The organism is Bacillus sp. NPDC077411 (assembly GCF_044543425.1).
In the GTDB taxonomy this organism is placed as follows: domain Bacteria; phylum Bacillota; class Bacilli; order Bacillales; family Bacillaceae_G; genus Bacillus_A; species Bacillus_A bruguierae.
On record NZ_JBITWA010000015.1, the window covers coordinates 24,245 to 50,811 of the forward strand.

The window sequence follows — 26,567 nt, forward strand, 5'->3', positions numbered from 1 at the left end:
AATACTTTATGCTTGCACCAGAAGGAAATAAAAGGAGTATATCAAAAAAATGATAGAGAAAACAATGCGGCAAGAGAAAGATCAATCTAAAGTCATTTTTTATGATGCTAAAGGAAGAAGGAAGATATTTTTTAATTGGTTTCTATGTCTTACAATAATTATTATGATTATTGTTTTTTACTTTTTCTTTCGAAGTATTTTATCAGATGCGAAATTCCCGTATATGAAAACTTCTACAACTCAAGATAAAAAAATTGTACCTATTAATGAAAAACTTAACGATCAGCAGTTACAGAAAGAATTAAAAAATGGAGGATATGAGTACTCTAATCCTAAAACGGATAACAATACATATTCTCAACATTCGGAAGTTAATGATAAGCAGCCTAAAGAAGTTTACGGTTTTTATGTAAACTGGGATGTAAACAGTACGACTTCTTTAAAGGATAATATTCGTTCATTAACTATGTTAATACCAGAGTGGTATCACTTAAATGAAGATTTAATAATTAGTAGTGAGATTAAACCTGAAATTGTAAAGTTAGCGAAAGAAAATCATGTGAAAATTATACCTTTAATCAATAACTTTACTCAAAAAGGTTCTGGCGCGGATAGTGCATTAATTCATAAATTGCTGCGTGCACCAGCTAATGTACAGACAAAGTTTATTAATGATTTAGTAAAACAAATTGAAACCAATGAATTTGCAGGCATTAATATCGACTTTGAGTCAATACCAGAAGCGGATCGAAATGAACTAACAAGATTTATGAAAGAACTTACTACTGTGTTTCATCAACATCATTTGCTTGTGACACAAGATGTTCCGGCTGCTGATAATACTTTTGATTATGGAGCTTTAGCAAAAGAAATAGATCGTATGATTGTGATGATGTATGATGAACACCATCAAACTGGAAGTTCAGGTCCAATTGCTTCAAATAAATGGTTTGAGAATATGCTTAATCATTTAGATATTCCTTCAGAAAAACTAGTAGTTGCTTTCGGGAACTATGGATATGATTGGGAAAGGAATAGTAGGAAACCGGCTAAACCTTTAACTTTTTCAGACATTATGAAGATGACACATGATTCGAATGCAAAAATTCAATGGGATAAGATAAGTGGAAATCCTTATTTTCGATATCGAGAAGGTACACAGGATCATATTGTTTGGTTTTTAGATGGTGTGACTCTTTACAATCAAATGAAAATAGCATTGAAAAATGATGCAAAAGGATTTGCATTTTGGAGATTGGGAGCAGAGGATCCGACTGTATGGAAATCATTAAGAAATCCTATAGAAATACAAAAGGATCTTAGTCCATTACGTAAAATTGATAGTATAAATCAAGTAAGTTATTCTGGGCAAGGTGAAATCTTAAAAGTTACGCATGAAGGTCAAAAAGGACTTAGAGATTTTAAAGTAGGAAAAGATAATTATCTTACAGATGAAGTGTATCAATCACTTCCATCGTCATATCAAGTGCAACGTTATGGACAACCAAAAGGAAAACAAGTAGTACTAACATTTGATGATGGACCTGATCCTAAATATACGCCGGAAATCTTAGATATATTAAATAAGTATAAGGTAAAAGCTGATTTCTTTGTAGTTGGTGAAAATGCGCAATTAAATACTAGTATTCTTAAAAGAATATACGATGAAGGGCATGAAATAGGTAATCATACTTTTACACATCCTAACATAGCGGATACTTCTTCAATGCGAACAAAAATGGAGTTAAATGCCGCTCAACGGCTTATTCAAGAAACAACAGGCCGCTCGACGGTTTTATTTAGACCGCCATATGAAGCGGATGCTGAGCCATATTTACCAAATGAGATAATACCTATTTTGCGTGCTCAAAATATGAACTATACAATGGTTGGAGAAAAGGTTGATCCTGAAGACTGGACTAAACCATCAACAAATGAATTGGTAAAACGTGTTCTTAAATCTGTTTATAGCGGTGAAGGGCATATTATTCTCCTTCATGATGCAGGCGGAGATCGTACTCATACAGTAGAGGCACTACCAATTATTATTGAAGACTTAAAAAAACATGGATATAGTTTTGTGACAGTTTCAGATTTAATGGGTAAAAAACGAGATGATGTTATGCCTTCTATTTCTTCTGAGGACAAGCCATATTTATTTTATGATCGAGTTGTTTTTTCAGGAGCAGGATATGTGAATCACATATTCACGACTATTTTTTATATTGCTATTGGATTAGGTATTTTTCGGTTCCTATTTTTAATTTATTTTGCATTTAGACAAAAAAAGAAAGCTACATCCCATTTATCTACTAATTCTACCTATCAACCTTTTGTTAGTGTTGTGATAGCAGCATATAATGAAGAAAAAGTTATTACTAAGACGATTCGTTCTATTTTGGATAGTGATTATCGGGATTTTGAAATTATTATTGTGGATGACGGGTCAAAAGATGGTACGTCAAACGTAATTCAAGAAGCATTTCATCAGCATCCTAAAGTGTATGTAATCCAAAAAGAAAACGGTGGTAAAGCATCCGCAATGAATGTAGGATTCCAAAAATCGCGAGGAGAAATAGTTATTTCATTAGATGCCGATACCGTTATTGCTCAAGATGCTATTTCTTTAATGGTTAGACATTTCGAAGATGATAACGTAGCTGCAGTTTCTGGTAACGTTAAAGTAGGAAATAGACGAAATTTGTTGACTACATGGCAACATGTTGAATACATTACAGGCTTCAATTTAGAACGAAGGGCTTTTGATGAGTTAAATTGTATTACTGTCGTTCCTGGCGCTATCGGAGCATGGCATAAAAAACGTGTGGAAAAAGCGGGATACTTAAGTGAAGATACACTTGCGGAAGATACGGATCTTACTCTAACATTTTTACGTCAAGGATATCGAATTGTGTATGAAGAAAAAGCATATGCTTATACGGAGTCGCCTGAAGATGTAAAAAGTCTTGTTAAACAGCGATATCGTTGGTCGTATGGAACGCTTCAGTGTCTATGGAAGCACCGAAAAGCTTTATTTAATGTAAAACATAAAACATTAGGATTTATTGCACTGCCAAATATGTGGTTATTCCAATTTATTCTGCAATCGATTTCTCCATTAGCAGATGTATTAATGATTATGGGCATATTTAGTAGTCATCCTTTGAAAGTTCTAGGATTTTATCTTTTATTCTTTGCAATTGACCTTCTAGCTTCACTCTTTGCCTTTCGATTAGAAAAGGAAAATCCTAAACCGTTAGTCTGGTTAATTTTACAACGCTTTATTTATCGTCAATTTATGACTTATGTTGTAATCAAATCTATATTTTCTTCTATTCGAGGAATAGCGGTAGGCTGGAATAAACTGAAGCGTATGGGAAGTGTCAAGGAATCCTCTTGTCACAATAAAGCATCATAAGAGAGCGGAAAGTCTGCTCTCTTTTTGTTGTTAGTTGTGTTCCGGTTTACCGTATCGAGGAAAAGCCTTGATATCATGAGTATGGTAATCGCTAGCACCTACATAGATGCTTCTATTTGCAAAAATATATATGTGTAATTTAAAATTTAATAGAATTTGAATATTTTAGGAGGGAATATACATGCTATATGAAATAGACAATGCAGCATTAATTATTATTGATGTCCAGAAAGCGTTTGATCATGAAAAATGGGGGAAACGAAATAACTTAGAAGCAGAACAAAATATTGAGAGTTTATTAAAAATATGGAGAAAAAAGAAATATCCAGTTATTCATATTCAACATCTATCAGATAATATTCATTCTATTATGCACCCTAGTCATGAGGGCTCTAAATTTAAAGATATGGTAAAACCAATTGAGGATGAAGTCATTATTCAAAAGAAGGTAAATAGTGCATTTATAGGGACAAACTTGGAAGAATATTTACGTTCGAATGGTATTGAAAAGGTTGTTATAGTTGGATTAACTACGCCTCATTGCGTTTCAACTACCACTAGAATGAGCGGTAATTTAGGATTTGATACATATCTTATTTCAGATGCTACAGCTGCATTTGGAATGAAAGGGACAAATGATATTTACTATAGTGCAGAAGAAATTCATGCTATTTCATTGGCTACCTTGCATGAGGAATTTGCTACCATTCTTACAACGAAAGAGATGATAGAAGTTATGGGAATGGGAATCTTAAAATAATTTTTTATAGGGATAGCATCACGTTGTTATCGAATGATGTGTAGGATTTGCTAAGAATTTATGTGCTATAAAACAAAAGAGATTAGACTTAGAACACATATTAAACATTTATAATATGTGTTCTTTTTCTTTATTTTCAAGTTGTTTGGTAAGGGTATTTCATATTATTGAGGATCAATATATGAATGGATTGCTACCGCTTGTACACATTCTTCAATAGTTTTCTTATTTTCATAAATCCAAATGAACATGTCTTGATTTATTTTTAGTATTTCTGGCGAATTTATGAAATAAGCTATAAAGATTACTTGTATTCCTAACATAACATGCCAAAATACGCTTTTTTCTTCTTGTGTAAGAGGAGTTTGATTATTGTATCCTTCGATGATGGGCTTAATTAAGCTAAACCACTGGTTTTTTAACTTTTCATTGGTGAATAGTTCATTCAGTATACTCGTTAGGCAATAACAAATATCAAAAACTCTTATGTTTATTTCTGCAATTTCAAAGTCTAAAAATCCTACAAAGGAGTTCCCTTCAAAAACTAAATTGGATAGATGCGTATCTCTATGAATCATTTGTTTTGGTAAAGAGGGTAGTATTTTTTCCATATCTGGTTTTAACTGTTTCATAAGTCTTATAACTTTAGGGCTAACGTTTGAGCTTTCTTCAATTGTGGGGATAGCCCATTCATAAACAGTCATGTATAAATCACGTTCTATAAATTGCATTTCAGTATGTAATTGACTTAGAGCTTGATGTAGCTTAGCGATTTCTTTTCCTATATCGCCGGCTAATACTTTGAGGCGATTTATATCTTTGACTTCTAGAACATTACCAGCTAAGTGTTCGTACATACAATAATATGTATTTTCGTATGAAACGAAATAATTGCCTTCGAGAGTTTGTAGTGGCTGCTGAACCTTGATGTTATATTTTGAAAGGGTTGTCAGTAGTTTAATTTCAGCAATAATTTGATCGAGATTTTCTTTTTTCTTTAAAACATAATTTTTCTTTTCGTTAGTTATAAGGGTAACCTTTGGATTAATTGGTGTGATTGATAAATTAGATTCTTGAATCCAAAACTTTGAAACTTCTAATACTCGCTCCATTTTGCTTCTCCTATTCCATCTTTCTTCTACCGTATGTTTGTCAGTTTATACTGCATAAAGGTGCCTATTTATTTTTCGACAAAAACTGTCCCGATTCCTTTTATGGATAAACAAAGTTATGATGAAATATGAAATTATACAGAAATTTGACGCATACTACACTGCTGCATGAACAATCATTACCTTAGAGTCCATCAGTGAATTGAATATGTAATTGTTTGTTACGATATTCGGTAATAGATAACCATATTCCACTCAAAGCAATAAGAAGAGCTAGTATACTAAACGGAGCAGCATAACTATGTAAATAGTCAACAAGTATACCAAACAATACAGGTGCAAGCACAATAGCAAATTGATTTAATGTTAAAGCAAAACTTACAGTTAAACCAATAAATTGCGGATCTGATCTTTCTGATACTAAAACGATAAATAAACTAAACCACCCAATGGCAAAGAAACCAAGAAAGAAGCATAAGATTACAAGTAACCAAAAAGTCATATAAGACATGATATAGCACATGCAAAGGAGCAATAAGATAGTGATACCGATAGCTATTTGTAATGGGATGACACGATTTCCTTTAAATATGTTATCACTAGCCCATGCTAAAAGGATCCTCCCAATCATTCCGCCCAGCAATACTACACTTAATAATGTTCCAGCGTGATGAAGATTTGTATGAACTTCATTTGTAAGATAACTCATTAGGTGGGAAACGAGCACCATTTGTAATGACATCATTGTTATTCCAATTAAAAAGATAGGGTAGAGAGAATCGTTTCTTCGTATCTGCTTTAACTTTGTCAGGAAGGAAACTGTTTCTATTTTTTGAATGGTGGAACGTTCCTCACGATAAAATAGGATGAACAATAGGCCCCCACTAATAGCTACAATTGCTTGCACAAAGATTACAGAAGGGAGTCCATATTTGTAAAAAAAGAAAGGAAGCGTACTAGAAGCTAAAGCGCCTCCAATTGGAATTCCAGTTTGACGAATGCCCATGGCAAGTCCTCTACGCTGAGGAGGAAACCACTTTACAATCGCTTTACTACCCCCAGGTTGTGCCGTTCCATACCAAATTCCTACAAATAGTAAAATAACTACTAGATATGTATAATTGTTGACTGGATAGGCAAGCAACATACTCGCTCCAAGAAAGACAGACCCTACACCTACAATCCATCTTTCGCCATATCGGTCCATTAAGTTTCCAAATGGCAACATCGAGAAGATCGGTCCAATATTTACAGCCGATACAAGTAACCCTGTTTGAAACTGAGATAGGTGATGTACTTGCTGCCATAAAGAAGCTAAAGGACCAATTCCGTACGTAACAAACGTAGCAAACGTTTGTGAAATAGTTGCAATCAATAAGATAACCCACCTGTAAGAGCTAGTGGAATCATTTCTTATTTTTTGTTTCTGCATTTTATCATTACCTCCTCTTCGCTCTTATTGTATAAATATAGAGGTATCATGTAAAATAAATAATAAAGATAAAAAGTATCAAAAAAATTGATATCATGAGAGGTGAGTTATGTGGATATTAAAGATTTGACTGTATTTAAAAAGGTAGCCGAAGAAGGAAGTATATCGAAAGCAGCAAAATCACTAAGCTATGTTCAATCAAATGTCACTATGAAAATTAAACAGCTAGAGGATGAGCTAGGAGTTCCTTTATTTTACCGGAATGGAAAGGGAGTTACTTTAAATTCTAATGGCGAGATTTTGTTAACATATGCTAGGAAGATTCTAGATTTAACTGAGCAATCAATCAGATTGGTACAAAGTAATCACTCTAAACCTCTTGGTACGCTGAAAATTGGATCTACCAACTCTACAGCTGCAGTCCGTTTACCCCCGCTTCTAAAAAACTATTATGAAAATTATCCTGAGGTCGAATTAGTATTGGAAACCCATACAAGCACTGAGCTAATTCAACTTGTGCTCGAACGTAAACTAGAAGGAGCATTCATTGTCGAGAATGTTCATCATCCAGATTTAACTTCAATTCTGTTTTGTGAGGAAGAACTAACGATTATTAGTCACCAACCATTACATACTTTGCAAGAGCTTGATAAAGTCACTATGTTAGCATTTGGGAACGGTTGTCACTATCGGAATAGGGTAGAGAAGTGGTTAAAAGAAGAAGGCATTTATCCAAAGCGTGTATTAGAATTCGGTACGATTGAAGCGATCATCGGTTGTGTGAAAGCTGGAATGGGCATAGCCGTCATGGTCAAATCAATTTTGAAAGACCATGAGCAGTCTTTAATTATGACTGATTTACATGAGAAGTATTCCAAAGTACCGACTTATTTTATCATGAGAAAAGATGTACTTTTTTCGGCTGCTCTTCAGAAATTTGTTGAGATGATAAAAGAAAAAACTATGTAATTTTTTGTATATTACAATAAAAGTAGATAGCTAAGGCCATGATAATAATAATTTGAGAGTTGTCATATAAAGCAAATATGGTGTGCTATAATTGTAAATATTAACCGTAAGATTATTATAAAAGAGGATAAAGATGAAAAAAAAACTTTTACTTATAGAAGATGATGTTAAGTTAATAAAGTATATGAAAGAATACCTAGGTGCTTATGATTATTTGGTTGAGACAATAAAAGATTTTGATCATGTTGAGGAAGAAATATATAAGGCAGAGAGCGATTTAATACTTTTAGATATCAATCTTCCGAAGTTTGATGGATTTTATTTTTTGAAGGTAATTAGAAAAGAGCTACAAACCCCCATTATTATCGTTTCTTCAAGAAGTGAAGAGGGAGAACAAGTTAGAGGGATAGATTTAGGAGCAGATGATTACATCACAAAACCTTTTAGTATGGGTATACTTTTAGCAAAAATAAATGCAGTGTTAAGAAGAGTAAATAACTTAAATGAAAATATGATTGAAATCAAAAACGTAAAGCTTTTTTGTGAGAGTATGGAAATAAGAGTAGATCATGAGAGTATTCCTTTAGCTAAAAATGAATACAAGCTTCTTAAAATATTCTTCACAAATTATGAAAAAGTGGTTACAAGAGAGGAACTGCTAGAAGAGTTATGGGATAAAGATGAATTTGTAGATGATAATACTTTAACAGTTAATATAACAAGATTAAAGAAAAGGCTTAAGGAGAAGGGAATTCAATTAACTATCGAAACGAAGAGGGGAATTGGATATGTCCTTAAGTAAACTAGTAAGAGCTACTTTGAAAAAGGAGAAAGCTTCGATTTCTCTTTATTTATGTAGTTCTTTTTGTATCATCCTCTTTTATTATTTCTTATATGATAAGAAATTGATTCTTTATCCTATTTTGGTATGTTGCTTTTGTTTGGGTGTGTATTTAGTTTATAAATTTTTCATATACAAATCATTTTATGAGTCCCTTGAAGAGATAAAGGAAAGTCCTGCTTATAATCAAGCTGAGGGCAGCACTTTTGAAGACGTATTTGATGAAATAAGGGAGATTCATAACAATTATATTTCAAAAATATATGCCTTAGAAGTTAACAATGAAGAGAAGGAAAAATTACTTATAGAGTGGATTCATAATATGAAGACTTCTGTAGCAGTCATTCATTTGGCTTTAGAAAAATTACCTAATGAAGAAGCAATTAAGGATATTCGAGATGAAAATAGTTTATTGCAAATGAATTTAGAAGGTGCATTGAATATATTCAGACTAGGAGAGTTTTCTAAAGACTATGTTCCTGAAGCTATCTATTTAAAGGATTTAGTGAAGGAAAGCATTAATTCACAAAAAAGAAATTTTATTTATGCGAATGTATTTCCGGAGATTAATATTCCTGAAGATTATGTCATCCTATCAGATAAAAAATGGAGTAAATATGTGATGGAGCAAGTGATAAGTAATGCCATAAAGTATTCGTTTTCAGGAGGGAAAGTGTGTTTTTATGCAAAAGAAAGTGAGAATGAAGTTACGCTTTATATACAAGATTCAGGTGTAGGAATAAAAAAAGAGGAACTTTCCAGGGTTTTTGATGCGTTTTTTACGGGAAGCAATGGAAGAAAAGAAGAAAAATCGACTGGCATCGGTCTTTATATGTGCAAATGCATTTGTGATAATCTAAATGATAAAATAGAAATTACTTCTGAAGTTTCAAAAGGTACAATGGTAAGTATTACATATTTAAAAACGGATCAATTCTTAAATTTGGACAAATTCTGTTAGGTTATGCCTTCTTCCCAGGCCTTTCATGCCCATCTTTACCTAAACACGCTCCTATTTTACAGGAAGCCAAGTATACTTTGGTTTCCTTTGTTGTTTTTTTCTTCATAAAACTCCATCATCATTTCCCTTTTTGATTATTTTTCACGATCTTCTGTTAGGAAGCTAACTAGAAACAAAAGAAACCTTACATCGGTGTAAGGTTAAGTAAGGAAAATCAATTTGAGAATATAATAATTAGGAATATACTTTAGGTAAAGTTTTGAAGGGAAACGAGGTAGATTTACATGAGAGTTTTAGAATGTAGAAGAGTCACGAAAGTTTATGATGCATTTAAAGGAGCACAAGCTATAAAAGCACTTAATGACATATCTTTTAAGATAGAAGATGGAGAGTTTTTAGGAGTTATGGGACCTAGTGGAAGTGGGAAAACAACTTTACTAAATATTTTAGCTGGAATTGATAAAGCTACAGCAGGTGAGATTTTCATAGATGGAAAGAATATTCTTACGATGAAAAAGGATGATATGGCTATTTTTAGAAGAAATCATATGGGATTTATATTTCAAGATTTTAATCTGTTGGACAGCTTGACGGTTAAAGAAAACATAGGGTTTCCATTAACATTAGACAGGATAAAACCGAAGATTATTGAAGAGAAGGTTAATGGATTAATAGAATACCTTGGTTTAAAAAAAGTGGAAAATAGTTATCCCTATAATATTTCAGGAGGCCAAAAGCAGAGAGTGGCACAAGCTAGAGCACTAATTAAAGATCCTAAAATAATATTAGGAGATGAGCCAACAGGAAATTTAGATTCAAAATCATCAACGAATATAATGGAAAGCTTTAAAAAGATAAATGAAGAGAAAAAAGCGACGATTGTTATGGTAACTCATGATCCTTTTGCAGCATCCTTTTGTCAGAGAATTATATTTATAAAAGATGGAATAATTAAGCTTGAAATAAATTCCAATGGAAATAGAAAAGAGTTCTTTGACAAGATTATAGAAGCACAATTAATTATAGGAGGATAAGAACAGTGGACTTTTCTTCAATGATTATAAAGAATATTAAGCATAATATTAAAAATTACACGGCATATCTTCTTGGTAATAGTCTTATTCAATGTATTTTATTTATGTTTTTTACTATCGTTTTTAGTCCGGAATTCATACAAATTGATAAAACTTCGGGTACCAAAGCAAATTTTATGTCTGTAGTAATATTAATGGTAGCTTTTTCAGGGATGTTTATCATTTTCACTACAGTTTCTTTTACGAAATATAGAGGAAGAGAATTTGGAGTATATTTTACAATTGGATTAACTTCAAAGGAAATAATAAAAATACTTTGTTATGAAAATGCTATTATTTCTTTGGCCTCATTTCTATTTGCATCTCTTGGGGGCAGCGTATTTTCAAGACTATTTCATATGGCCATCGGAAAAATATTGAAGATAGATCATATAAATATTCCTTTAAGTATAAAAGCTTATGGAACAATCTTTTTCATATCCGCTGTAATATTTTTATTTACAACCCTATATCAAATGTTTTTCTTAAAGAGATACTCAGTTGTTAATATATTAAAGTCAAAATCAAAGAAAGATGTGGGGCGTACAAGCACTGTTTTAGGCGTGATCGGAATCATTATTTTTGTAAGTTCCCTTATTGCTTTTCGTATGGCTGTGAATGGGGAAGTAGAAAATAATGTAAGCTTAGTTTGTACATTATCTATACTAGGTACAGTCGTGTCCGTTTATTTATTAATCGGCTTTTCCATGACGGTTGTCGTAAAGATTTTGAGGAATTTTAAAAGTACATATAACAATAATATTTTACTTATTAATTCTCTTTCGCATCGGTTTAAATCGTATCGAACAGTTTTGTATGTAGTTACATTAATGGTTTCTGGAGCAATGATGTTTATTTCTATTGCCTATGGCGTGTATAAGTCAACAGAAAGGCAAATTGATACAAAGTATCCTTATGATATAAGTTATATTGTTGATAAAAGTCAAATGAAAGATAAAAGCATGAAAGACTTTGTTGAAAAAAACTTAGCGGAAGTTAAAAATTATGTTGAGTTAGAAGGAATAAATATTCCAGAGATCAGGGTTTATGAAGGGAAATGCTTGTGGCGCGATCCTCAAATACTAGTGATTAGTGAAGATAGCTATAGAGCATTAGGGAATCATGAGTTAAATCTAAAACAAGGAGAAATTCTGTATTCACATATTGAAAAACAAGGTAGTTTTTTAGCAGGCGGCTTTATGTTAGATTTGTCGAAAAAACCAATGAAAGATGAATTGTCTTTAAAGGAATATAAAGAACAGCATAAGATGGATGAGTATATCTATGTAGCCAGAGAGAATAAAAGAGATCAAATAGGTACGATTGTAAATACTTTCTACAATGATAATTATCATAGAGGTGATGTTTTAGTTGTAAATAATGAAGATTATAACATAATGAAGAATAAGTTAGGGGACGAAGCTGTTACTTATGATGTACTTATGAATTTAAAGAATGGCAATGGATATAAGGGAATCAAGGGTAAGTTAGAAGCTAATTTTGGAAAAAAGGTTAGCGATACATTAACGATTAAAGCAAATATACTTGATGATACGATACGAGAAAACGGCTTTATGCTATTTATATTTAGCTTTATGGGAATGATGCTTTTAATAGGAAGTGCAGCAGTTTTATACTTTAAGACAATTACATCTATTGAAGAGGATAGGGAACGAAGTAAACAATTAATGAAAATAGGTTTAACGAAGAAGGAAATTAATCGGTTATCAATGAAAGAATTAGGTGCAGTATTTCTTGTTCCTCCAATAATAGCGTTAATATGCACAGGGTACTATTTATCTACTATCTATAATTTGATTAATGATGGGGAATATATGTGGAAAAACAGTTTAATTGTTTTTGGCGTATACTCTATCATTCAAATAATATTTTATATTTTAACTAGCAGTAAGTACAAAAAACAAATGAATAAAATTTATGTAAATCCAAGTTAAAAAAATGGCGTACCCCCTTTGGGTTATATAAATGCCAATTAAAAAAACGGCATAAAAACCCTCTTTTTAGGTGGAAGAGAGCATCTGGCCATGCATAGAAGCGGTCAGGGCCTTTTTCTGCTACATGCGAAGTAAAAACAGAAAGAGCAAACGAGTTATAGGTTACTTATTATTCTGCGTAGCAGGGATTTAGATGTCGAAAAATGAAGGTGGGTTTATATAGTATAATCTAGGTATGGCTATTTCCAATAGTCATACCTAATTTTTATGGATTTTATTGGTGTAATCAGATAAGAGAAATATCAAAGGTTCCTATTCTATTTGTTTCTTCGAGAGATACCAATATGGATATTAGTATGGCTGTAAATACAGGTGCGGATGATTATATAACGAAACTATTTTCGATGGATATTTTAATTACGAAAATAAATGCATTGCTTAGAAGGGCGTATTCTTATGGTGGGGAGAGTTCTGATTTACTGGAGTGCGGTGGTGTTATATTAAATCTAACGGACAATACGCTTTTCTATAAGGAACAAAAAATAGAATTGACTAGAAATGAATTTAAGGTCATGCTGTTGCTTATGAAAAATAGAGGAAAAACGATATCAAGGCAGAGATTAATGAGGGTACTTTGGGAAGATGACAATTTTATTAATGATAATACCCTCACAGCACTCTGAAAACGCTTGGATAACTATTTACTATTCTTTCAAAGTCTTATTAAATGAATTGACAGCGAATAAGACTCTACATTTGAGTATGCTTTTTAAGCGGAATATCTAGATATTTTACATATCTGTTTGTTTCTTTTTCTTGATATATCCTTATGAAACTCACTTCAAATGTAGGATAAGGACTGAGCTCTTTTTCAGTAATTTTAGCCATGTTTTTTAATTCCTTACTAGATAACCCCCAATGTGTTTGTCCCATTGTTAAATGAGGTACATAATTATCTAGTTCCATATATTTTTTTATCAATTCATTATCAGGAGAAATGACATTAATAATTTTTTGATGTAATTCAAAAATTTTCTCTGATGTAACACTCAAGAATAGAACACTTTCTCCAAAAAACATTGGTTGATTTAGGGAGACATTGAACACAGAAAAACTTTCACAAACCTTTTTCAATTTTTCAATCCATTCTAAATCGGCAGTTAAGCCACCTTGAGCTTTTACCGTAATGTGTGGTTCAACAACATCGACAAGTAAATTATTTTCCCATCGTTGTTGAACTTTAATTATTTTCTCTTGATATTCGCCTGGAGGCACAATCCCAATAAAGTATTGCATATTTATTCTCCCTTTTTATCCCGCTATTCGTGGGCAGTAAGACCCCCACCTCAAGATTTAGAGAGAAGCAAAGAAGATAGGTGGGGAATAACTACCCGTAAAAGCCCGATTGGGCGGGCTAACCGTCAGTGGGGGATGAAGAAAACCCCAACTGACGGAAGTTTCACTTTATAGTTAATTAAAATATTTGTACGTAAATAAAATTTTCTTGTAGGTTAGTTTAAATTCATCTCTCCTAATCTTAATTTCTATAATTATTTTAACACAATTTCAAAAAAATCATAAAATTTAAATTTTACGGTGTGTAAAGTTGTGATGACAATAATCCAACTATGACATCCTTGCTCTATTATAAAGCATATAGGAATTGGACAGAGTTGTGAGGTGAAGTTCAGATTTCTATGAAAAGAGGATTCTTCACTAGGAGTGCGAATAAAAATAAGGAATATACACTGAAATATAGAAATTGTGATGGATGAATAGAACAGGAGATGAATCATTTTGAAACAAATGAAGACTATAATTCTCTTAGCAGTTGTTTTTTCTTCACTATTATTAGGCGGATGTCAAACGACTGATAAGCAAACAGGCAGCAAAACAAAAGCAACAGAAACAACGAAAGATGTACGGGGAATCGCTTGGAATTCACTTTCTGATTCACAGAAAAAAGAAGTGATTGGTGAATGGAAAGAAGCCCAAGTAAGTAAAACGGTTGCAGATGCTCAGGGATTTGCTTTAAAAGACTATTCCTTTGAGGGAAAAGAAGTGACACAGGTTGTGTTCCGTTCTACAAAGAGTAGTTTATTGGGAGATATCATCAAACTTGTAGATGAGAAGTCAGGAAAAGTTGTTGGAGCGGGTTTGAGGGAATAGTGCAAAGAGTGGAGAAGTGCGGAAAAGGTAGTTCTCCCTTTTTATCTAATTCGCCACTGTTTCCCCAAGCTTCAAAATAGCCCCTTTAGAATGGTATCAAAGGTTATAATTCCCTGACATTACTTTTCTTATCATCCCCGTAACTTTTTCGGTAGGAAAATCGTTATATAAAGTGAATGCTAATTTTATAGGTTATGAAAATGAATGGGGGGAATTTTATGAAGGTCCTTATATTGGGGGGGACTCGTTTTTTAGGAAGAGCTTTAGTAGAAGAAGCATTGAAAAGAGGGCATGAAGTTACCTTATTTAATCGTGGCACGAATAAAGATGTATTCCCTGAAGTAGAGCAGCTAACCGGCAATAGAGACAGTGATGTATCATGTTTAGCAAATCGAAAATGGGATGTTGTATTGGACACATGTGGATTTGCTCCGCATCAAATTAAAAAAATTGCTGCTGTACTTGGAGATAACATCGAACATTATACATTTATATCAAGTATCTCTACTTACAAAGATTGGATTCCACTTCATATTAAGGAAGGCTACCATTTACAGCCTATGCCGCCTAGCGATAAGTTGAAAGCGGTTGAGGATGGGAAAATATCTCCTTACGAATATTATGGAGCACTTAAAGTCTTATGTGAAGAAGAAGCAGAAAAACATTGGCCGGGGCGTGTTTTGCATATAAGAGCAGGGCTTCTTGTTGGGCCATTTGACTATTCAGATCGACTCCCATACTGGGTTCAGCGTGTAGCACAAGGTGGGGAAATAATGGTGCCAGGGCGTTCAGACCGTCCTGTTCAACTGATTGACGTGAAAGATGTGGCAACCTGGGCATTCGATATGGCAGAAAACAGAAAAGTAGGCAAGTTTAATGTAACAGGGCCGAATAATGAATTGACGATAGAGGAACTATTAAATACTTGTAAAGCAGTAACAAATAGTGATGCTGAATTTGTATGGGTAGAAGAACAATTTTTAATTGAGAATAACGTAAAGCCATGGACGGAGTTGCCTTTATGGATTCCTGAACATTTTTCATTAGAAGGAGAGACAGAACCGTGGAAAGGTAGTTTTTTCATCAGTATAGAAAAAGCTGTTAACGCTGGTCTTTCTTTTAGACCTATTGAAGATACTATTTGTGATGTGTATCTATGGGAGAAATCGAGGCAGGATACAGAACGAAAAGCAGGTATATCAAGAGAAAGAGAGGCCGAATTGCTAGAGGTTTGGTTTCAGAAGGAGAAATTATGATGATAGTATATACTCATCAAGCAGAGAAAAATTTTGCAAGGAAATAGACTCGTCTAAATTGGGAGTCCAAAAGATCTGATATGATTGTGTAATAAAATTTAGATTTCAAAAAATCTTTTTGCCCCGTTTTAAATTTAGACGGGGTGTTTATTTTGGTTAAATATGATTTTGAATTAAATTTGCGTATTATTGAAGAATATCTTGAACGAGTTAGACAATGGATTAACCTGTATAAAAACTTTGGTACTGATGAACTAAAAAGAAAAACTTCTATCACTCTATTCGATTTATTCTGAATGTTATAAACTGGAATAAAAAATAATATAGGAGAAAGATGATGACAATGAAGTTAGTGAAACCAACACACCAGCATAGCAAACAAATCATGGCTTATCGGCAGGCATTCCTAAATTCAAGAGAGCAACCGTATGGCAGTTGTTCCTTACAACGCTTTGATTCCATTGATGAATGGCTTGAAAAGGTCAAAATTCAAGAAAAAGGAGAAAATTTACCACCAAATCGAGTTCCATCCACTCAGTTTTTGAGTATTGAAAAGGGGAAATTACTCGGTTTAATCAATATTCGCCATCGATTAACGCCAGAATTACTGATGGAGAGCGGACATATCGGTTATAGCGTGCACCCTGACGAACGTCGAAAAGGTTACGCCGCTGAGCAACTTCGGCTTTCTTTATTTGAAGCAAAAAAATTAGGATTGGAGAAAGTGTTGATAACTTGTGACAAAGCAAATATCGGCTCTGCCAAAACCATTCAAAAAGTTGGAGGTATCTTAGAAAATGAAGTAATTTCCCCTGATACTGGCGAAATTGTTCAGCGTTACTGGATAGAACTATGATTTAGTAAGTTTTCAAAAATTATATTTGAAGTCGTATTGAAACTGGATAATAACTAAAAGAAAAATCAGAGTGAGGAATCATTCCGAAAAAAGTCTAACTTTTGGTGCTTAGTACAAATTGCACCTCTTATTGTCATTAGATGGATAAGAAATGATTCGTTTTTTTACTTACGATAACACTTGTTATATCAATTTTACATATATGATATTCATATTTGAATAAATGATAAAAGCTCTCTAATTTTAAAGAGAGCTTTTTATCATTTATTTTTGATCGAACACAAATATTTCTTTATATTTTCTTGCATGTATTTTTTGACCATTTTCTAACGTCTTTGGTAGGTCCTCTTGCCATGTAACAATAACCGTAATACCTTTTGCTTTTACTGACACAGGAAAATTAGGAAAATGACACTCATTAGTGGTGACTGCTTTCTCAGTCTCAAGCGCGTCCATATTTCCCCGCAAAGTTTTGGAATCGTTAAAGTTACTGTATATATCTACATCTAAATTATAAACATCTTCTCCTAGGTTCTTCACATCTAGACTATATGTATTTATTACGCCTGGTTTTGGTTTCGAAAGCCTTGGATCATCGTCAGCTTTATCAATTTTCAAATGCCAATGTTCAGAGGACTTTGACATAGGAAGATTACTAAACGAAGAAGCTTTCGCTAATATATTGCTACTGAATATAAAACACACCATACAAAAAAGAACAACTGTTATCTTTCGCATATTCCAACCTCCAAAGTACAGGATTTTATCTTATTTACTATTTCTTCAAATAAAAGGTAATATGTATCAAATGATTAGTGGTAAAATACGGATTAGACGATATCTGCTTCCAATAGCACTGATTATGTGAAAAGAGAGGAGTCTGTAATGTTTTCTTGTATAAGATAGACATACACTATAAAAATGGGATTTAAACTGTATTATTAAAGTAAGTAATTTTTAATTGGAGTGTTTTATATGGCATTAAAAGAATTAGGTATCTTTGAGATAAAAAGTAATAAGATTGTTGTGAGTGACCCTTGTTATTCAATAGAATTTGCAGTTACGGAAGATGAATATGTAGCAGATGAGGATTTATCTTTACTGCTAACTCCTGCAAAACAAGGCAAGTGGAAAGCTACTGTATATTACTCCGAAGATGAAGTCGTTACAAAGCTTGTTGCTTCTCATATTGAAACAAATAAAGATAGCGCTTGGATAGAACTGGATAAAGGTATTGGAGTTGATGCTGCACAAGCTGGAATTTTCGATTCAACCGTTTATGGAAAAGATGAGATGATTACATATGAGGTAAAGAACACTTTCGATATAGATATGGATGAAGAAGGACTAAAATTTTATGTAGCTTGTAGCGATATAACTGCTGAAGATGATCAGGCGGGAATAATAATAGGTGGTGCAGTATCGGTTTCAGGTTTAGGAGACGGTTGGTATCCAGTTCACATTCAACGTGATGAAAGTAATCAAATTGTTGGTGTTCTGATAGATTTTTATGAGGAAGAATAACGTTGGATAACGGAGTTTAGGTTCATTAGAACGGAGGAATTTTTGAATGAAGCATAAACTATGTCAGTAACATTTTACATAGCTAGTACCAGAGAAGAAATTAATTATTCTAAATAGGGGGCTTTTAAGTATGAGGTCTGACTTAGTAAAAGAAGTAATTCTTCACCTTTTCGTCTCAAATTAGGTACAAGTATTATAAATTAGACGTTTCATCACATAAGTTGTAGTTAAAATAAGAATGTCACGTAAAGAAACAAGTGGAATTTTCATCTCATAACATAATATGGAACCACAGGCAGGTATAAAAGCCCGCCGCGTGGTTCTTTTTCTCTTTTCTTTTTTAAGGCAATATTTAAAGGGAGGCTCATTCAAATATTTAAAGACTTTCAGCCAAATGGTAAACAACCGTTGTATATCCAGTTGATAGAATATGTTATAGCAGATGTTTAATTAGACTGTTAGAAATTTAAAAAACAAGACTACATTTGATCAAGCTGTCAATGAAGTACAAACAGAGTACATAATGAAGAAGGATATAGACTAAACATGTAAGAAAAGGGGAGTCTAGTATGGAACTTACTCTAAATCGGGTAAAACTTCAGCTCATGCAATTAGAACATGCCGAACAATTATATAAAATTATTGAGGAGACACCTTCTCTTTGGTCGTATATGCCAAGACAAATGAGAAGCCAACATGATATGGAAGAGATGGTGAAAGAAGCTCTAGAAAGTTATAAAGAAGGCACTGTACTTCCGTTTGTTGTTGTAGACCAGTTTACTAACAGTATCGTTGGTAGCACTCGCCTATACGATATATCTGCTGATTATAAAACATTGGAGTTAGGCTATACATTCTATGCTCCTAGTGTTCAAAGAACGAGTATTAATACAGAGTGTAAATATTTATTATTAAGGCATGCTTTTGAAACATTACAGATGGTTCGAGTTCAAATTAAGACAGACCTTCAAAATAAGCGGGCACAGAAAGCCATTGAGCGTTTAGGAGCTATAAAGGAGGGCGTCTTACGAAATGAAAGAACCTTATATACAGGACAAACAAGAGATGCCTGTGTTTATAGTGTTATTTCTAAGGAATGGCTTACTATTAAAGAGAATTTGCAGCTCTTACTTCAGAAAAACTACTAAATAATTTAGATAGAATCGTGAAAGTTACGGTTTTAAGTTGTGGAAACGACATATTATTTTTAGTAAGAATTCTGTTTGGTATATGTTATGTAATGAAATAAGGAGAAATATAATGAAAAGAGGTGCGATTTGCGCCTTTTCTACTTGAAGGAATAAAACAAACAGTCCGTATTGATATTAAGGGACAGGAAGTAAGTCCCAATGAAATGATTGAAATAGTACAGGGAATTAAGATAAAAATAAATAATAAAGTTATTATTGAAGTTAAAGATTATTATATTTAAATGATAATATATCAAGCGTAGGATTTGGGCAGTTTTTTGTTTTTTTTCTTTTAGAACAAAAAGAACGAATGGAAATGCTATTGAATATGAAACAGTAATCATAGTACATTTAAAAAAGGGGAGATTTTTTATAAGGAAGGTGAGGGAATGCTAGATAAAGCTGATGATTCAATAATGAATCATATGTATACAGTAGAAGAACAACAAAAGTTATATAAACGGACGTTAGTAATCGTAAGTATTTCACAAATGTTTGGTGGTGCGGGGTTAGCTGCTGGAATTACGGTAGGCGCACTTCTCGCACAGCAAATGCTTGGGACAGATGCATTCGCAGGGTTGCCAGCTGCTATATTTACAATGGGATCGGCAGGAGCCGCTTTCATAGTAGGAAGGCTTTCGCAACGTTATGGGCGTCGAATAGGGCTCGCGACAGGATTTATGGTAGGAGGGCTTGGGGCTATTGGAGTGGTAATTTCCACTTTAACAAATAGTATTATTCTCTTACTTGCTTCCCTGCTGATTTATGGTGCAGGTACAGCCACAAATTTACAAGCTCGTTATGCCGGTACAGACTTAGCAAATGAGAAGCAACGGGCAACTGCTATTAGTATTACAATGGTTATGACGACCTTTGGTGCGGTAGCGGGACCAAACTTAGTAGGTGTAATGGGGAGTTTTGCTCGTTCTATTGGTATTCCTGAACTTGCTGGTCCTTTCATATTATCAGCAGCTGCATTTCTTTTAGCGGGTCTCGTACTTTTCGTTATGCTTCGTCCAGATCCATTACTTGTAGCAAACATGATAGAAACATATAAACAGAAGCATATATATAAAGAGCATTCGATAGCTAAAAAATCAATAACAAATAAAAGAGGCATTACAGTTGGGGCAATCGTTATGATACTTACGCAAGTTGTCATGGTTGCTATTATGACGATGACTCCCTTACATATGAAACACCATGGTCATGGCTTAAGTGAAGTGGGTCTTGTCATTGGGTTTCATGTAGGCGCAATGTATCTTCCATCACTCGTTACAGGAATTCTTGTTGATAAGATTGGTCGAATGGCAATGAGCATTGCTTCCGGAGTTATACTACTTAGTGCTGGGGTGTTAGCTGCTATTGCACCGAGCGATTCTTTAATACTTCTGGTTGTTGCCCTTTCTTTACTAGGATTAGGATGGAATCTCGGTTTAATAAGTGGAACGGCTCAAATTGTTGATTCAACAGAACCTGTAACACGTGCAAAGACGCAAGGGAAAGTGGACGTTTTTATTGCATTGGCAGGGGCTTCTGGTGGAGCGATGTCCGGCATGGTGGTAGCTAATTCAAGTTATGCAGCATTATCATTAGCTGGAGGAGCTTTAGCCTTATTGCTTATTCCTGTTGTGATATGGTCTAGAAAAGGTGGAGAACATTAAATAGAGTAGAGGGCCAGAAAGTTTTGTAGATGGACATAAAAAGAGAGAAGAGGCAGAGAATAAATTGGGTTAATTAAAAAAGCATCTCACAAAGTTATTAGTGGAATGCTTTTTCTGTTTTAAATAAAGTGATCATTAAACGGATCTATAATTCTCTCAAAAATATTCTTTCAGCTAATTCTCTAAAACTTTTTTCGCCTCTTGGTACAATTGATAAGTCCTCATGCCAGATTTCAACAATTGACCAGTTATTTGTAGTTTGAAAGCCTATTGCATCACCAGAAAAGTTATCACCAAATAATAAAATATCTTTTATTTCTGGGTTGTCATCTGCATCATATATTTCATCAGCTTCGATTAGTCCTCCATAGAACATAAAATATCCATCAGAAACGAATCCATATCCAACTTCTTTTAAGAAGTCAATATAATCTTGGGGAATACCATCCAACATTGAGTCTTCATCAATAACGGAATCAATTAATTTATCAAATTTATAATCAGTAGGTGTATCATGGATTTTTTTTAGGATCTCTTTGTATACCACATCTCAACACTCCAAATAATTTTTTGAAAATCCCATATTATATTTCTACAGGCTTTCGCTGACTTTAATTTTTCTTATAAACCACAAATATTATGTAATTTTTGTAGTTACCTATATATATTAATTCTAGAAATACAGGCTTACTATTATTGGCACAATACAATAGGACTATTTAAATTTACTATATACTTCATTTTTTCTTATAGCAACATTGACTTGTTGTTCTGATTCTCTAAAATCTGTAATTCTTAATGAACTCATCCCATTTTAGAGTTAAAATTAAATAAAGATGCGTATGAAGAATTGAAGGTGAGAAGCTTTGGATTTAGTTCAAAAATTAACCCGTATTTATGGCTTAGGGCTTTGCTGTGGGTTGTGGAGTAAAGCTGAAGTAATTCAATGGTGTGATAAAGTGATTGAAGCAAGTGACAGTCCGCCATATGAAATAATTGAGATATCCTTAATGTCTAAAGCAAAGATAGATGATATTGAAGGGAAGTTATTTGAGTTTAGTAGCACAGTTGATGAAGAATACACTGTTAAATTAACTCTTTCCGTCATTCATGAAAAACTAAAAGAAAATAAACTGACGATTGAAGAATCAAATAAACAAAAACGCGACCCCTAACTTATTTATAGTTAGGGGTCGCGTCTTTATAGAGCAATAGAAACTTTTAATAGTTTCTATTGCTCTATTTTTTAAATCGATACGGAACAGTTGAAACAATAACATTCTTTTTATATAGAAGGTATATCCTTAATAAAACACTTGATTGGTTGTGTAAAAAGTTATGCCAACTTTTCTTTGTTATAAACTGCGGAATGAGAACAGTAACGGAATGATGATTTTCTTGTGCTTTCTCTTGAATCATTGCTACTAATTTTGTAATAGGTCTCATTAAGCTTCTATAAGAAGAAACAACTGTAATAAGACGAACATCAGGTTTCCATTCTTTCCATTTTTGCTGCATCTTTAATTCACTTTCTTTATCAAAGGCCACATATACAGCGATGACAGTATCACCGATAGCCTCAGCATAATTAATGGATTGTTCGACTACCTTTGTAATTCCAGCAACGGGTACGATGACAATGTTTTCTTCGATTTTGTGTGGAATTTCATTTGGATCGATACGTAGTTGTTCTCCAACTGCATCGTAATGTTTATAGATACAATGAAAGATGTACACAATAATTGGCAGGAATATCATAACAGACCATACATGTGTAAACTTTGTGATAAAGAAAATAAGTAATACAGATAATGAAATAAGTGCGCCCACTAAATTTGTTAGTAATTTCGGTAACCATCCTGCTGGCTTTTCACGCAGCCATTTTATAATCATTCCCGTTTGTGACAAGGTGAAAGGAAGAAATACACCAACTGCGTACAGCGGGATTAATTGTTCTGTTTTTCCTTGAAACGCAATAATTAAAATAATGGAAGCAATTCCTAGGGTCATAATTCCATTTGAATAGCCTAATCGATCACCGCGCATTAAAAACATGCGAGGCATATATTTATCTGATGCTAGGTTGTAAGCTAGTAATGGGAATGCGGAAAATCCCGTATTAGCAGCTAATACTAAAATAAGTGCAGTTGTTCCTTGAATAAAGTAATATACATAATTTCTTCCGAATATATCCGAAGCAATTTGAGAGACAACAGTCTCATCGTGTTTCGGAGCAATACCGTACCAATATGCTAAAAAGGTGATACCAGTAAATAAGACTGCAAGAATTGCTCCCATCATTACTAAAGTAGTGGCTGCATTTTTAGCAGCTGGCGCCTTAAAGTTAGGAATTGCATTTGAAATCGCTTCTACCCCTGTTAATGCAGAACACCCAGATGAGAATGCTTTTAATAAAAAGAATAATGTAATTCCTGGTGCTACCGTACCAATAGGTGTATGCAAAGTTGCTGGCGCTTGTCCAGTTGCAATTTTAAAGACTCCAACAGTAATTAATACGATAAGTGCTAATACGAAGAGATAGACAGGATAAGCTAGAATAGAAGCAGATTCTGTTACTCCTCTAAGATTCAGAATGGTAATAAAAATAACAAGTATTACAGCGATTAGAACGGTGTACTGATGTAAAACTGGAAATGCGGATGTAAGTGCATCTGTCCCTGCTGATACACTTACAGCTACGGTAAGAATATAATCTACCAGCAAGGATCCACCGGCAACAAGCCCAGCATTTATACCTAAATTCGTTTTGGAAACAACGTAAGCTCCTCCGCCATGTGGATAAGCATAAATAATCTGTTTGTACGATAAAATAAGTGCCGTTAACAAAACGAGAACTCCGATTGCGATTGGAATGGAATACCAAAAAGCGACCGATCCAATTGTTGCAAGAACTATTAAAATTTGTTCTGTTCCATAAGCAACAGAAGAAAGAGCATCAGATGAAAGAATGGCTAATGCCTTTAATTTATTTAATTTTTGTTCACCTAATGCATTTGATTTAAGAGGTCTACCAATTAAAAACCTTTTGAATACTGAAAACATGGATGCACCACCAATATGTAATTTTTCCAATGAAAAGAATATCACAATTGGTAGTGGGTGAATAGATATTTTTATTATGAATTCATTCTTTTTTTTTAGTAAATTGACAAAACAGTGACAGAATACCCTTTTTTCTACGTAAAAAGAATGGAAGTTTCACTTTATTAAGTAGGGAGTTCAATGTTTCTAATCCTCATTTCTCCTGCTATTAACATGAAATCCCCCTTGTTTATTTTAAAGTGTCCATATCTAAAGAAATATGGACACTTTTTTTGTCTTGAATAAAGGATGGTTTATCTATAAAAGGATGAATGTCTATTTCTTTGTATGGATAAAATTCACAAAAACCTTATGGAGAATAGGGTGACAAAATGTGTTCTATTAAAATTTTAAACAAGAGGACGTAAATGTATTATGAAAAAATTGGGGAAAAGTGAACTTTTTTCTAGTTTGATGGTAATAAGTATATAGAATAAAAAATAAGGAGGGAAGAGTTTGGAGGAACAACGGTTAATTCAACAAGTCAAACAAGGAGACAAGGAGGCATTTAATCAACTACTACAACCGTATATACAAAAAGCATACCAAACATCTTATCTCATAGTGGATGATAAAGGATTAGCGGAAGATGCGGTACAGGAATCGCTCATACAAACATATGAATCTATTCATCGTTTTAATGGAGAGATTGCTTCGTTTAAAACTTGGTTTCATCAAATTTTAATTCATACAACTTTAAAACAGAAACGAAAAAAGCGTTTTGCTCTTTTGCAACCTGAAACATGGTTTCGTATAAAAGATGGGAAAACACCTGAACATAATTATCTCATACAAGAAGAGTCGCAGATGATTCTCGATGCAGTACAACAATTATCTTTCAAACATCAAATTGTTATTATTCTTTTTTACTATCAGGATATGTCTATTTTAGAAATTTCAGAAGTGTTACATGTGAAAGAAGGGACAGTAAAGTCGCGTCTTTATAAGGCGAAAGAAAAGCTAAAGGATCATTTAGCTCATACTGTTTTTTTAGACTATGATACGGAGGTGAGTCTATGGATCGACAAATAAAGAAGGCATTTCATGAGAAAGTGAATGGAACTTCATTTCCGCAGCGCGTAAATATTGAACAACTGTTATATAGTAAGAAGAACAAAATGAGCGGTTGGAAACAGCGTGTTACGATAGCCTCTGTTGCAATTTGTTTAGTGGCTACTATGTTTGGACTAACGCTTTCTGCTTCTGCGGGAAGTATTCCTGCTATAAGAGATATTTTTAGATTTTTTGATAACGAAAGATTTGAACTTCATGACGAAGTTAAAATAAATAAAGAGGAAGGAACGGGACTTCATCAAGAGTATAAGAAGTACTCGAATGAAATCAATCTTACTCAGGAGAGTAACGGAATTAAATTCACCGTACATGATGCAATTTATGATGGGAAGACAGTGTCTTTAACGTATTCTATTGAAAGTGATCAAGATTTAGGCGACAATCCATTTACTTTGGACTTTCTAAAAATAAAAGGGAGCGGATCCATGTCAGGAAGTAATGGGATTAAAAAAGTAGATGAACATAAGTATGTCGGTTTATTAACTGCTAGTAATTTGGAAGCAACTACAGAAGATAGTGTAAACATGCAATGGATAATAGATAGTATTACAATCTCAGATACGCAGAAGGAAATAAAAGGGAATTGGAACTTTGACCTCACCCTAAAGGCAACAGAGAGTAAAGAAAAATTCATTCATAGTAGTGTAGAACAAGATGGAGTAAAAGTATCTATTGAGAAGTTATCCATATCACCGATGTCATTTATCATTTCGTATAAACAAGAAGTTTCTGAGTATATGAAAAACAGGTGGGATGAAGTATATGTTGATTTGAGAATTAAAGATGATTTAGGGAATAGTTATGCTGGAGAAGGAAACGGGAGTATAAGTGATGAAGGTTCTAATATCTTGAATGGAAGTAAGACATTTCAAAAAATCAATCAGAATGCTACAAAACTTATTATAACTCCTCGTGTTATGTTAAGTAATCACAATGTTGATAACTATGGAGGGACTGAAAGTGGAGAAAGGCAATTTTCTTTATTAAAAAAAATTGGTAGTGATAAAGAAGAACTTGTATTAAAAGATATGGTTATCGAATTAGAAAAATAACATATGAATTGAAAGGGCTGTTTTATTTAGATAGAACAGTCCTTTGTATGTTAGTAACAAGGTAGATAAGAGTGATGATGGAATACCTGGAGCCATAAGGAAAACCTTGATTTACACAATAAAGTTCTTTTTAGATGTTATAAATAATTAAGATTATAG

At 33.4% G+C, this 26,567-nt stretch carries 23 protein-coding genes and 1 pseudogene; 18 read left to right on the forward strand and 6 right to left on the reverse strand.

The genetic code is table 11. The features are described from left to right. Nucleotides 1–49: 49 nt before the first annotated feature. Nucleotides 50–3,418 (forward strand): trifunctional glycoside hydrolase family 18/polysaccharide deacetylase/glycosyltransferase family 2 protein, encoded by a 3,369-nt coding sequence (locus ACIGHG_RS17935; protein WP_396549704.1) that lies wholly within the window; start codon nt 50–52, stop codon nt 3,416–3,418. Between the two features lie 181 nt (nt 3,419–3,599). Then, nucleotides 3,600–4,178 carry a cysteine hydrolase family protein gene (locus ACIGHG_RS17940; RefSeq protein WP_396549705.1) on the forward strand — a complete coding sequence of 193 codons (579 nt, stop codon included), beginning with the start codon at nt 3,600–3,602 and terminating at the stop codon, nt 4,176–4,178. 164 nt (nt 4,179–4,342) lie between these two features. On the opposite strand, the gene ACIGHG_RS17945 is transcribed toward ACIGHG_RS17940, so the two are convergent. Together ACIGHG_RS17945 and ACIGHG_RS17950 are read right to left on the reverse strand one after the other, a co-directional pair. After that, nucleotides 4,343–5,290, reverse strand: a complete 948-nt coding sequence (locus tag ACIGHG_RS17945; RefSeq protein ID WP_396549707.1) for a phosphotransferase enzyme family protein — start codon at nt 5,288–5,290, stop codon at nt 4,343–4,345. A 184-nt stretch (nt 5,291–5,474) separates the two neighbouring features. Beyond that, nucleotides 5,475–6,722, reverse strand: a complete 1,248-nt coding sequence (locus tag ACIGHG_RS17950) for an MFS transporter (RefSeq protein WP_396549709.1) — start codon at nt 6,720–6,722, stop codon at nt 5,475–5,477. Between the two features lie 111 nt (nt 6,723–6,833). Here ACIGHG_RS17950 and ACIGHG_RS17955 point away from each other — a divergent pair, with 111 nt between their 5' ends. The 6 genes from ACIGHG_RS17955 (at nt 6,834) to ACIGHG_RS17980 (ending at nt 13,204) form a co-directional block, all read left to right on the forward strand. Further along, complete coding sequence (locus ACIGHG_RS17955; protein ID WP_396549711.1) at nt 6,834–7,691, forward strand: LysR family transcriptional regulator; 858 nt, start codon at nt 6,834–6,836, stop codon at nt 7,689–7,691. A 133-nt stretch (nt 7,692–7,824) separates the two neighbouring features. Further along, entirely contained in the window at nt 7,825–8,493 is a 669-nt protein-coding gene (locus ACIGHG_RS17960) for a response regulator transcription factor (RefSeq protein WP_396549713.1), read from the forward strand. Next, entirely contained in the window at nt 8,480–9,493 is a 1,014-nt protein-coding gene (locus ACIGHG_RS17965; protein WP_396549715.1) for a sensor histidine kinase, read from the forward strand. The genes ACIGHG_RS17960 and ACIGHG_RS17965 overlap by 14 nt, the downstream gene beginning before the upstream one ends. 284 nt (nt 9,494–9,777) lie before the next feature. Continuing rightward, nucleotides 9,778–10,527, forward strand: coding sequence for an ABC transporter ATP-binding protein (locus ACIGHG_RS17970; protein ID WP_396549717.1), 750 nt, complete (start codon nt 9,778–9,780; stop codon nt 10,525–10,527). Nucleotides 10,528–10,547: 20 nt separating this feature from the next. Next, on the forward strand, nt 10,548–12,521 hold the full coding sequence (locus ACIGHG_RS17975; RefSeq protein ID WP_396549719.1) for an ABC transporter permease: 1,974 nt from the start codon (nt 10,548–10,550) through the stop codon (nt 12,519–12,521). Nucleotides 12,522–12,775: 254 nt separating this feature from the next. After that, a complete protein-coding gene (locus tag ACIGHG_RS17980; RefSeq protein WP_396549804.1) occupies nt 12,776–13,204 on the forward strand; it encodes a response regulator transcription factor in 429 nt (142 codons plus the stop codon). 67 nt (nt 13,205–13,271) lie between these two features. Here ACIGHG_RS17980 and ACIGHG_RS17985 read toward each other — a convergent pair whose 3' ends face one another. Then, nucleotides 13,272–13,817: a 2'-5' RNA ligase family protein gene (locus ACIGHG_RS17985; RefSeq protein WP_336471796.1), complete on the reverse strand. Its 546-nt coding sequence runs from the start codon at nt 13,815–13,817 to the stop codon at nt 13,272–13,274. 501 nt (nt 13,818–14,318) lie between these two features. On the opposite strand from ACIGHG_RS17985, the gene ACIGHG_RS17990 reads away from it, so the two are divergent. The 3 genes from ACIGHG_RS17990 to ACIGHG_RS18000 all read left to right on the forward strand — a co-directional run bounded on the left by ACIGHG_RS17990 (nt 14,319) and on the right by ACIGHG_RS18000 (nt 16,802). Further along, complete coding sequence (locus ACIGHG_RS17990; protein WP_396549721.1) at nt 14,319–14,690, forward strand: hypothetical protein; 372 nt, start codon at nt 14,319–14,321, stop codon at nt 14,688–14,690. Between the two features lie 218 nt (nt 14,691–14,908). Beyond that, complete coding sequence (locus ACIGHG_RS17995; RefSeq protein WP_396549723.1) at nt 14,909–15,946, forward strand: SDR family oxidoreductase; 1,038 nt, start codon at nt 14,909–14,911, stop codon at nt 15,944–15,946. Between the two features lie 343 nt (nt 15,947–16,289). Further along, entirely contained in the window at nt 16,290–16,802 is a 513-nt protein-coding gene (locus ACIGHG_RS18000; RefSeq protein ID WP_302847784.1) for a GNAT family N-acetyltransferase, read from the forward strand. 264 nt (nt 16,803–17,066) lie between these two features. On the opposite strand, the gene ACIGHG_RS18005 is transcribed toward ACIGHG_RS18000, so the two are convergent. Next, nucleotides 17,067–17,540 (reverse strand): hypothetical protein, encoded by a 474-nt coding sequence (locus ACIGHG_RS18005; protein ID WP_396549726.1) that lies wholly within the window; start codon nt 17,538–17,540, stop codon nt 17,067–17,069. A 237-nt stretch (nt 17,541–17,777) separates the two neighbouring features. Here ACIGHG_RS18005 and ACIGHG_RS18010 point away from each other — a divergent pair, with 237 nt between their 5' ends. The 4 genes from ACIGHG_RS18010 (at nt 17,778) to ACIGHG_RS18025 (ending at nt 21,180) form a co-directional block, all read left to right on the forward strand. Next, nucleotides 17,778–18,326 carry a DUF4241 domain-containing protein gene (locus tag ACIGHG_RS18010; RefSeq protein WP_336474003.1) on the forward strand — a complete coding sequence of 183 codons (549 nt, stop codon included), beginning with the start codon at nt 17,778–17,780 and terminating at the stop codon, nt 18,324–18,326. Nucleotides 18,327–18,895: 569 nt separating this feature from the next. Continuing rightward, complete coding sequence (locus tag ACIGHG_RS18015; RefSeq protein WP_090912117.1) at nt 18,896–19,474, forward strand: GNAT family N-acetyltransferase; 579 nt, start codon at nt 18,896–18,898, stop codon at nt 19,472–19,474. 122 nt (nt 19,475–19,596) lie between these two features. Then, nucleotides 19,597–19,758, forward strand: a complete 162-nt coding sequence (locus ACIGHG_RS18020; protein WP_396549728.1) for a hypothetical protein — start codon at nt 19,597–19,599, stop codon at nt 19,756–19,758. Nucleotides 19,759–19,905: 147 nt separating this feature from the next. Continuing rightward, complete coding sequence (locus ACIGHG_RS18025; protein ID WP_396549730.1) at nt 19,906–21,180, forward strand: MFS transporter; 1,275 nt, start codon at nt 19,906–19,908, stop codon at nt 21,178–21,180. A 145-nt stretch (nt 21,181–21,325) separates the two neighbouring features. Here ACIGHG_RS18025 and ACIGHG_RS18030 read toward each other — a convergent pair whose 3' ends face one another. Continuing rightward, nucleotides 21,326–21,727, reverse strand: coding sequence for an SMI1/KNR4 family protein (locus ACIGHG_RS18030; protein WP_396549732.1), 402 nt, complete (start codon nt 21,725–21,727; stop codon nt 21,326–21,328). Nucleotides 21,728–22,046: 319 nt separating this feature from the next. On the opposite strand from ACIGHG_RS18030, the pseudogene ACIGHG_RS18035 reads away from it, so the two are divergent. Then, nucleotides 22,047–22,337: pseudogene (locus tag ACIGHG_RS18035) on the forward strand (protein kinase); the annotation flags it as partial. An 82-nt stretch (nt 22,338–22,419) separates the two neighbouring features. On the opposite strand, the gene ACIGHG_RS18040 reads toward ACIGHG_RS18035, so the two are convergent. Next, on the reverse strand, nt 22,420–24,243 hold the full coding sequence (locus ACIGHG_RS18040; protein WP_336473993.1) for an APC family permease: 1,824 nt from the start codon (nt 24,241–24,243) through the stop codon (nt 22,420–22,422). Between the two features lie 495 nt (nt 24,244–24,738). Between ACIGHG_RS18040 and ACIGHG_RS18045 the strand changes: the two genes are divergently transcribed. Together ACIGHG_RS18045 and ACIGHG_RS18050 are read left to right on the forward strand one after the other, a co-directional pair. Then, nucleotides 24,739–25,314, forward strand: a complete 576-nt coding sequence (locus ACIGHG_RS18045; protein WP_336473992.1) for an RNA polymerase sigma factor — start codon at nt 24,739–24,741, stop codon at nt 25,312–25,314. After that, nucleotides 25,299–26,408, forward strand: a complete 1,110-nt coding sequence (locus ACIGHG_RS18050) for a DUF4179 domain-containing protein (RefSeq protein WP_396549734.1) — start codon at nt 25,299–25,301, stop codon at nt 26,406–26,408. The genes ACIGHG_RS18045 and ACIGHG_RS18050 overlap by 16 nt, the downstream gene beginning before the upstream one ends. Nucleotides 26,409–26,567 lie beyond the last annotated feature (159 nt).

Bases quoted from the DNA above. Each gene is read 5' to 3' on its own strand.
- ACIGHG_RS17935 (WP_396549704.1), top strand. From the start codon at position 50: ATGATAGAGAAAACAATGCGGCAAGAGAAAGATCAATCTAAAGTCATT.
- ACIGHG_RS17940 (WP_396549705.1), top strand. From the start codon at position 3,600: ATGCTATATGAAATAGACAATGCAGCATTAATTATTATTGATGTCCAG.
- ACIGHG_RS17945 (WP_396549707.1), bottom strand. From the start codon at position 5,290: ATGGAGCGAGTATTAGAAGTTTCAAAGTTTTGGATTCAAGAATCTAAT.
- ACIGHG_RS17950 (WP_396549709.1), bottom strand. From the start codon at position 6,722: ATGCAGAAACAAAAAATAAGAAATGATTCCACTAGCTCTTACAGGTGG.
- ACIGHG_RS17960 (WP_396549713.1), top strand. From the start codon at position 7,825: ATGAAAAAAAAACTTTTACTTATAGAAGATGATGTTAAGTTAATAAAG.
- ACIGHG_RS17965 (WP_396549715.1), top strand. From the start codon at position 8,480: ATGTCCTTAAGTAAACTAGTAAGAGCTACTTTGAAAAAGGAGAAAGCT.
- ACIGHG_RS17970 (WP_396549717.1), top strand. From the start codon at position 9,778: ATGAGAGTTTTAGAATGTAGAAGAGTCACGAAAGTTTATGATGCATTT.
- ACIGHG_RS17975 (WP_396549719.1), top strand. From the start codon at position 10,548: ATGATTATAAAGAATATTAAGCATAATATTAAAAATTACACGGCATAT.
- ACIGHG_RS17985 (WP_336471796.1), bottom strand. From the start codon at position 13,817: ATGCAATACTTTATTGGGATTGTGCCTCCAGGCGAATATCAAGAGAAA.
- ACIGHG_RS17995 (WP_396549723.1), top strand. From the start codon at position 14,909: ATGAAGGTCCTTATATTGGGGGGGACTCGTTTTTTAGGAAGAGCTTTA.
- ACIGHG_RS18000 (WP_302847784.1), top strand. From the start codon at position 16,290: ATGAAGTTAGTGAAACCAACACACCAGCATAGCAAACAAATCATGGCT.
- ACIGHG_RS18005 (WP_396549726.1), bottom strand. From the start codon at position 17,540: ATGCGAAAGATAACAGTTGTTCTTTTTTGTATGGTGTGTTTTATATTC.
- ACIGHG_RS18010 (WP_336474003.1), top strand. From the start codon at position 17,778: ATGGCATTAAAAGAATTAGGTATCTTTGAGATAAAAAGTAATAAGATT.
- ACIGHG_RS18015 (WP_090912117.1), top strand. From the start codon at position 18,896: ATGGAACTTACTCTAAATCGGGTAAAACTTCAGCTCATGCAATTAGAA.
- ACIGHG_RS18025 (WP_396549730.1), top strand. From the start codon at position 19,906: ATGCTAGATAAAGCTGATGATTCAATAATGAATCATATGTATACAGTA.
- ACIGHG_RS18040 (WP_336473993.1), bottom strand. From the start codon at position 24,243: ATGTTTTCAGTATTCAAAAGGTTTTTAATTGGTAGACCTCTTAAATCA.
- ACIGHG_RS18050 (WP_396549734.1), top strand. From the start codon at position 25,299: ATGGATCGACAAATAAAGAAGGCATTTCATGAGAAAGTGAATGGAACT.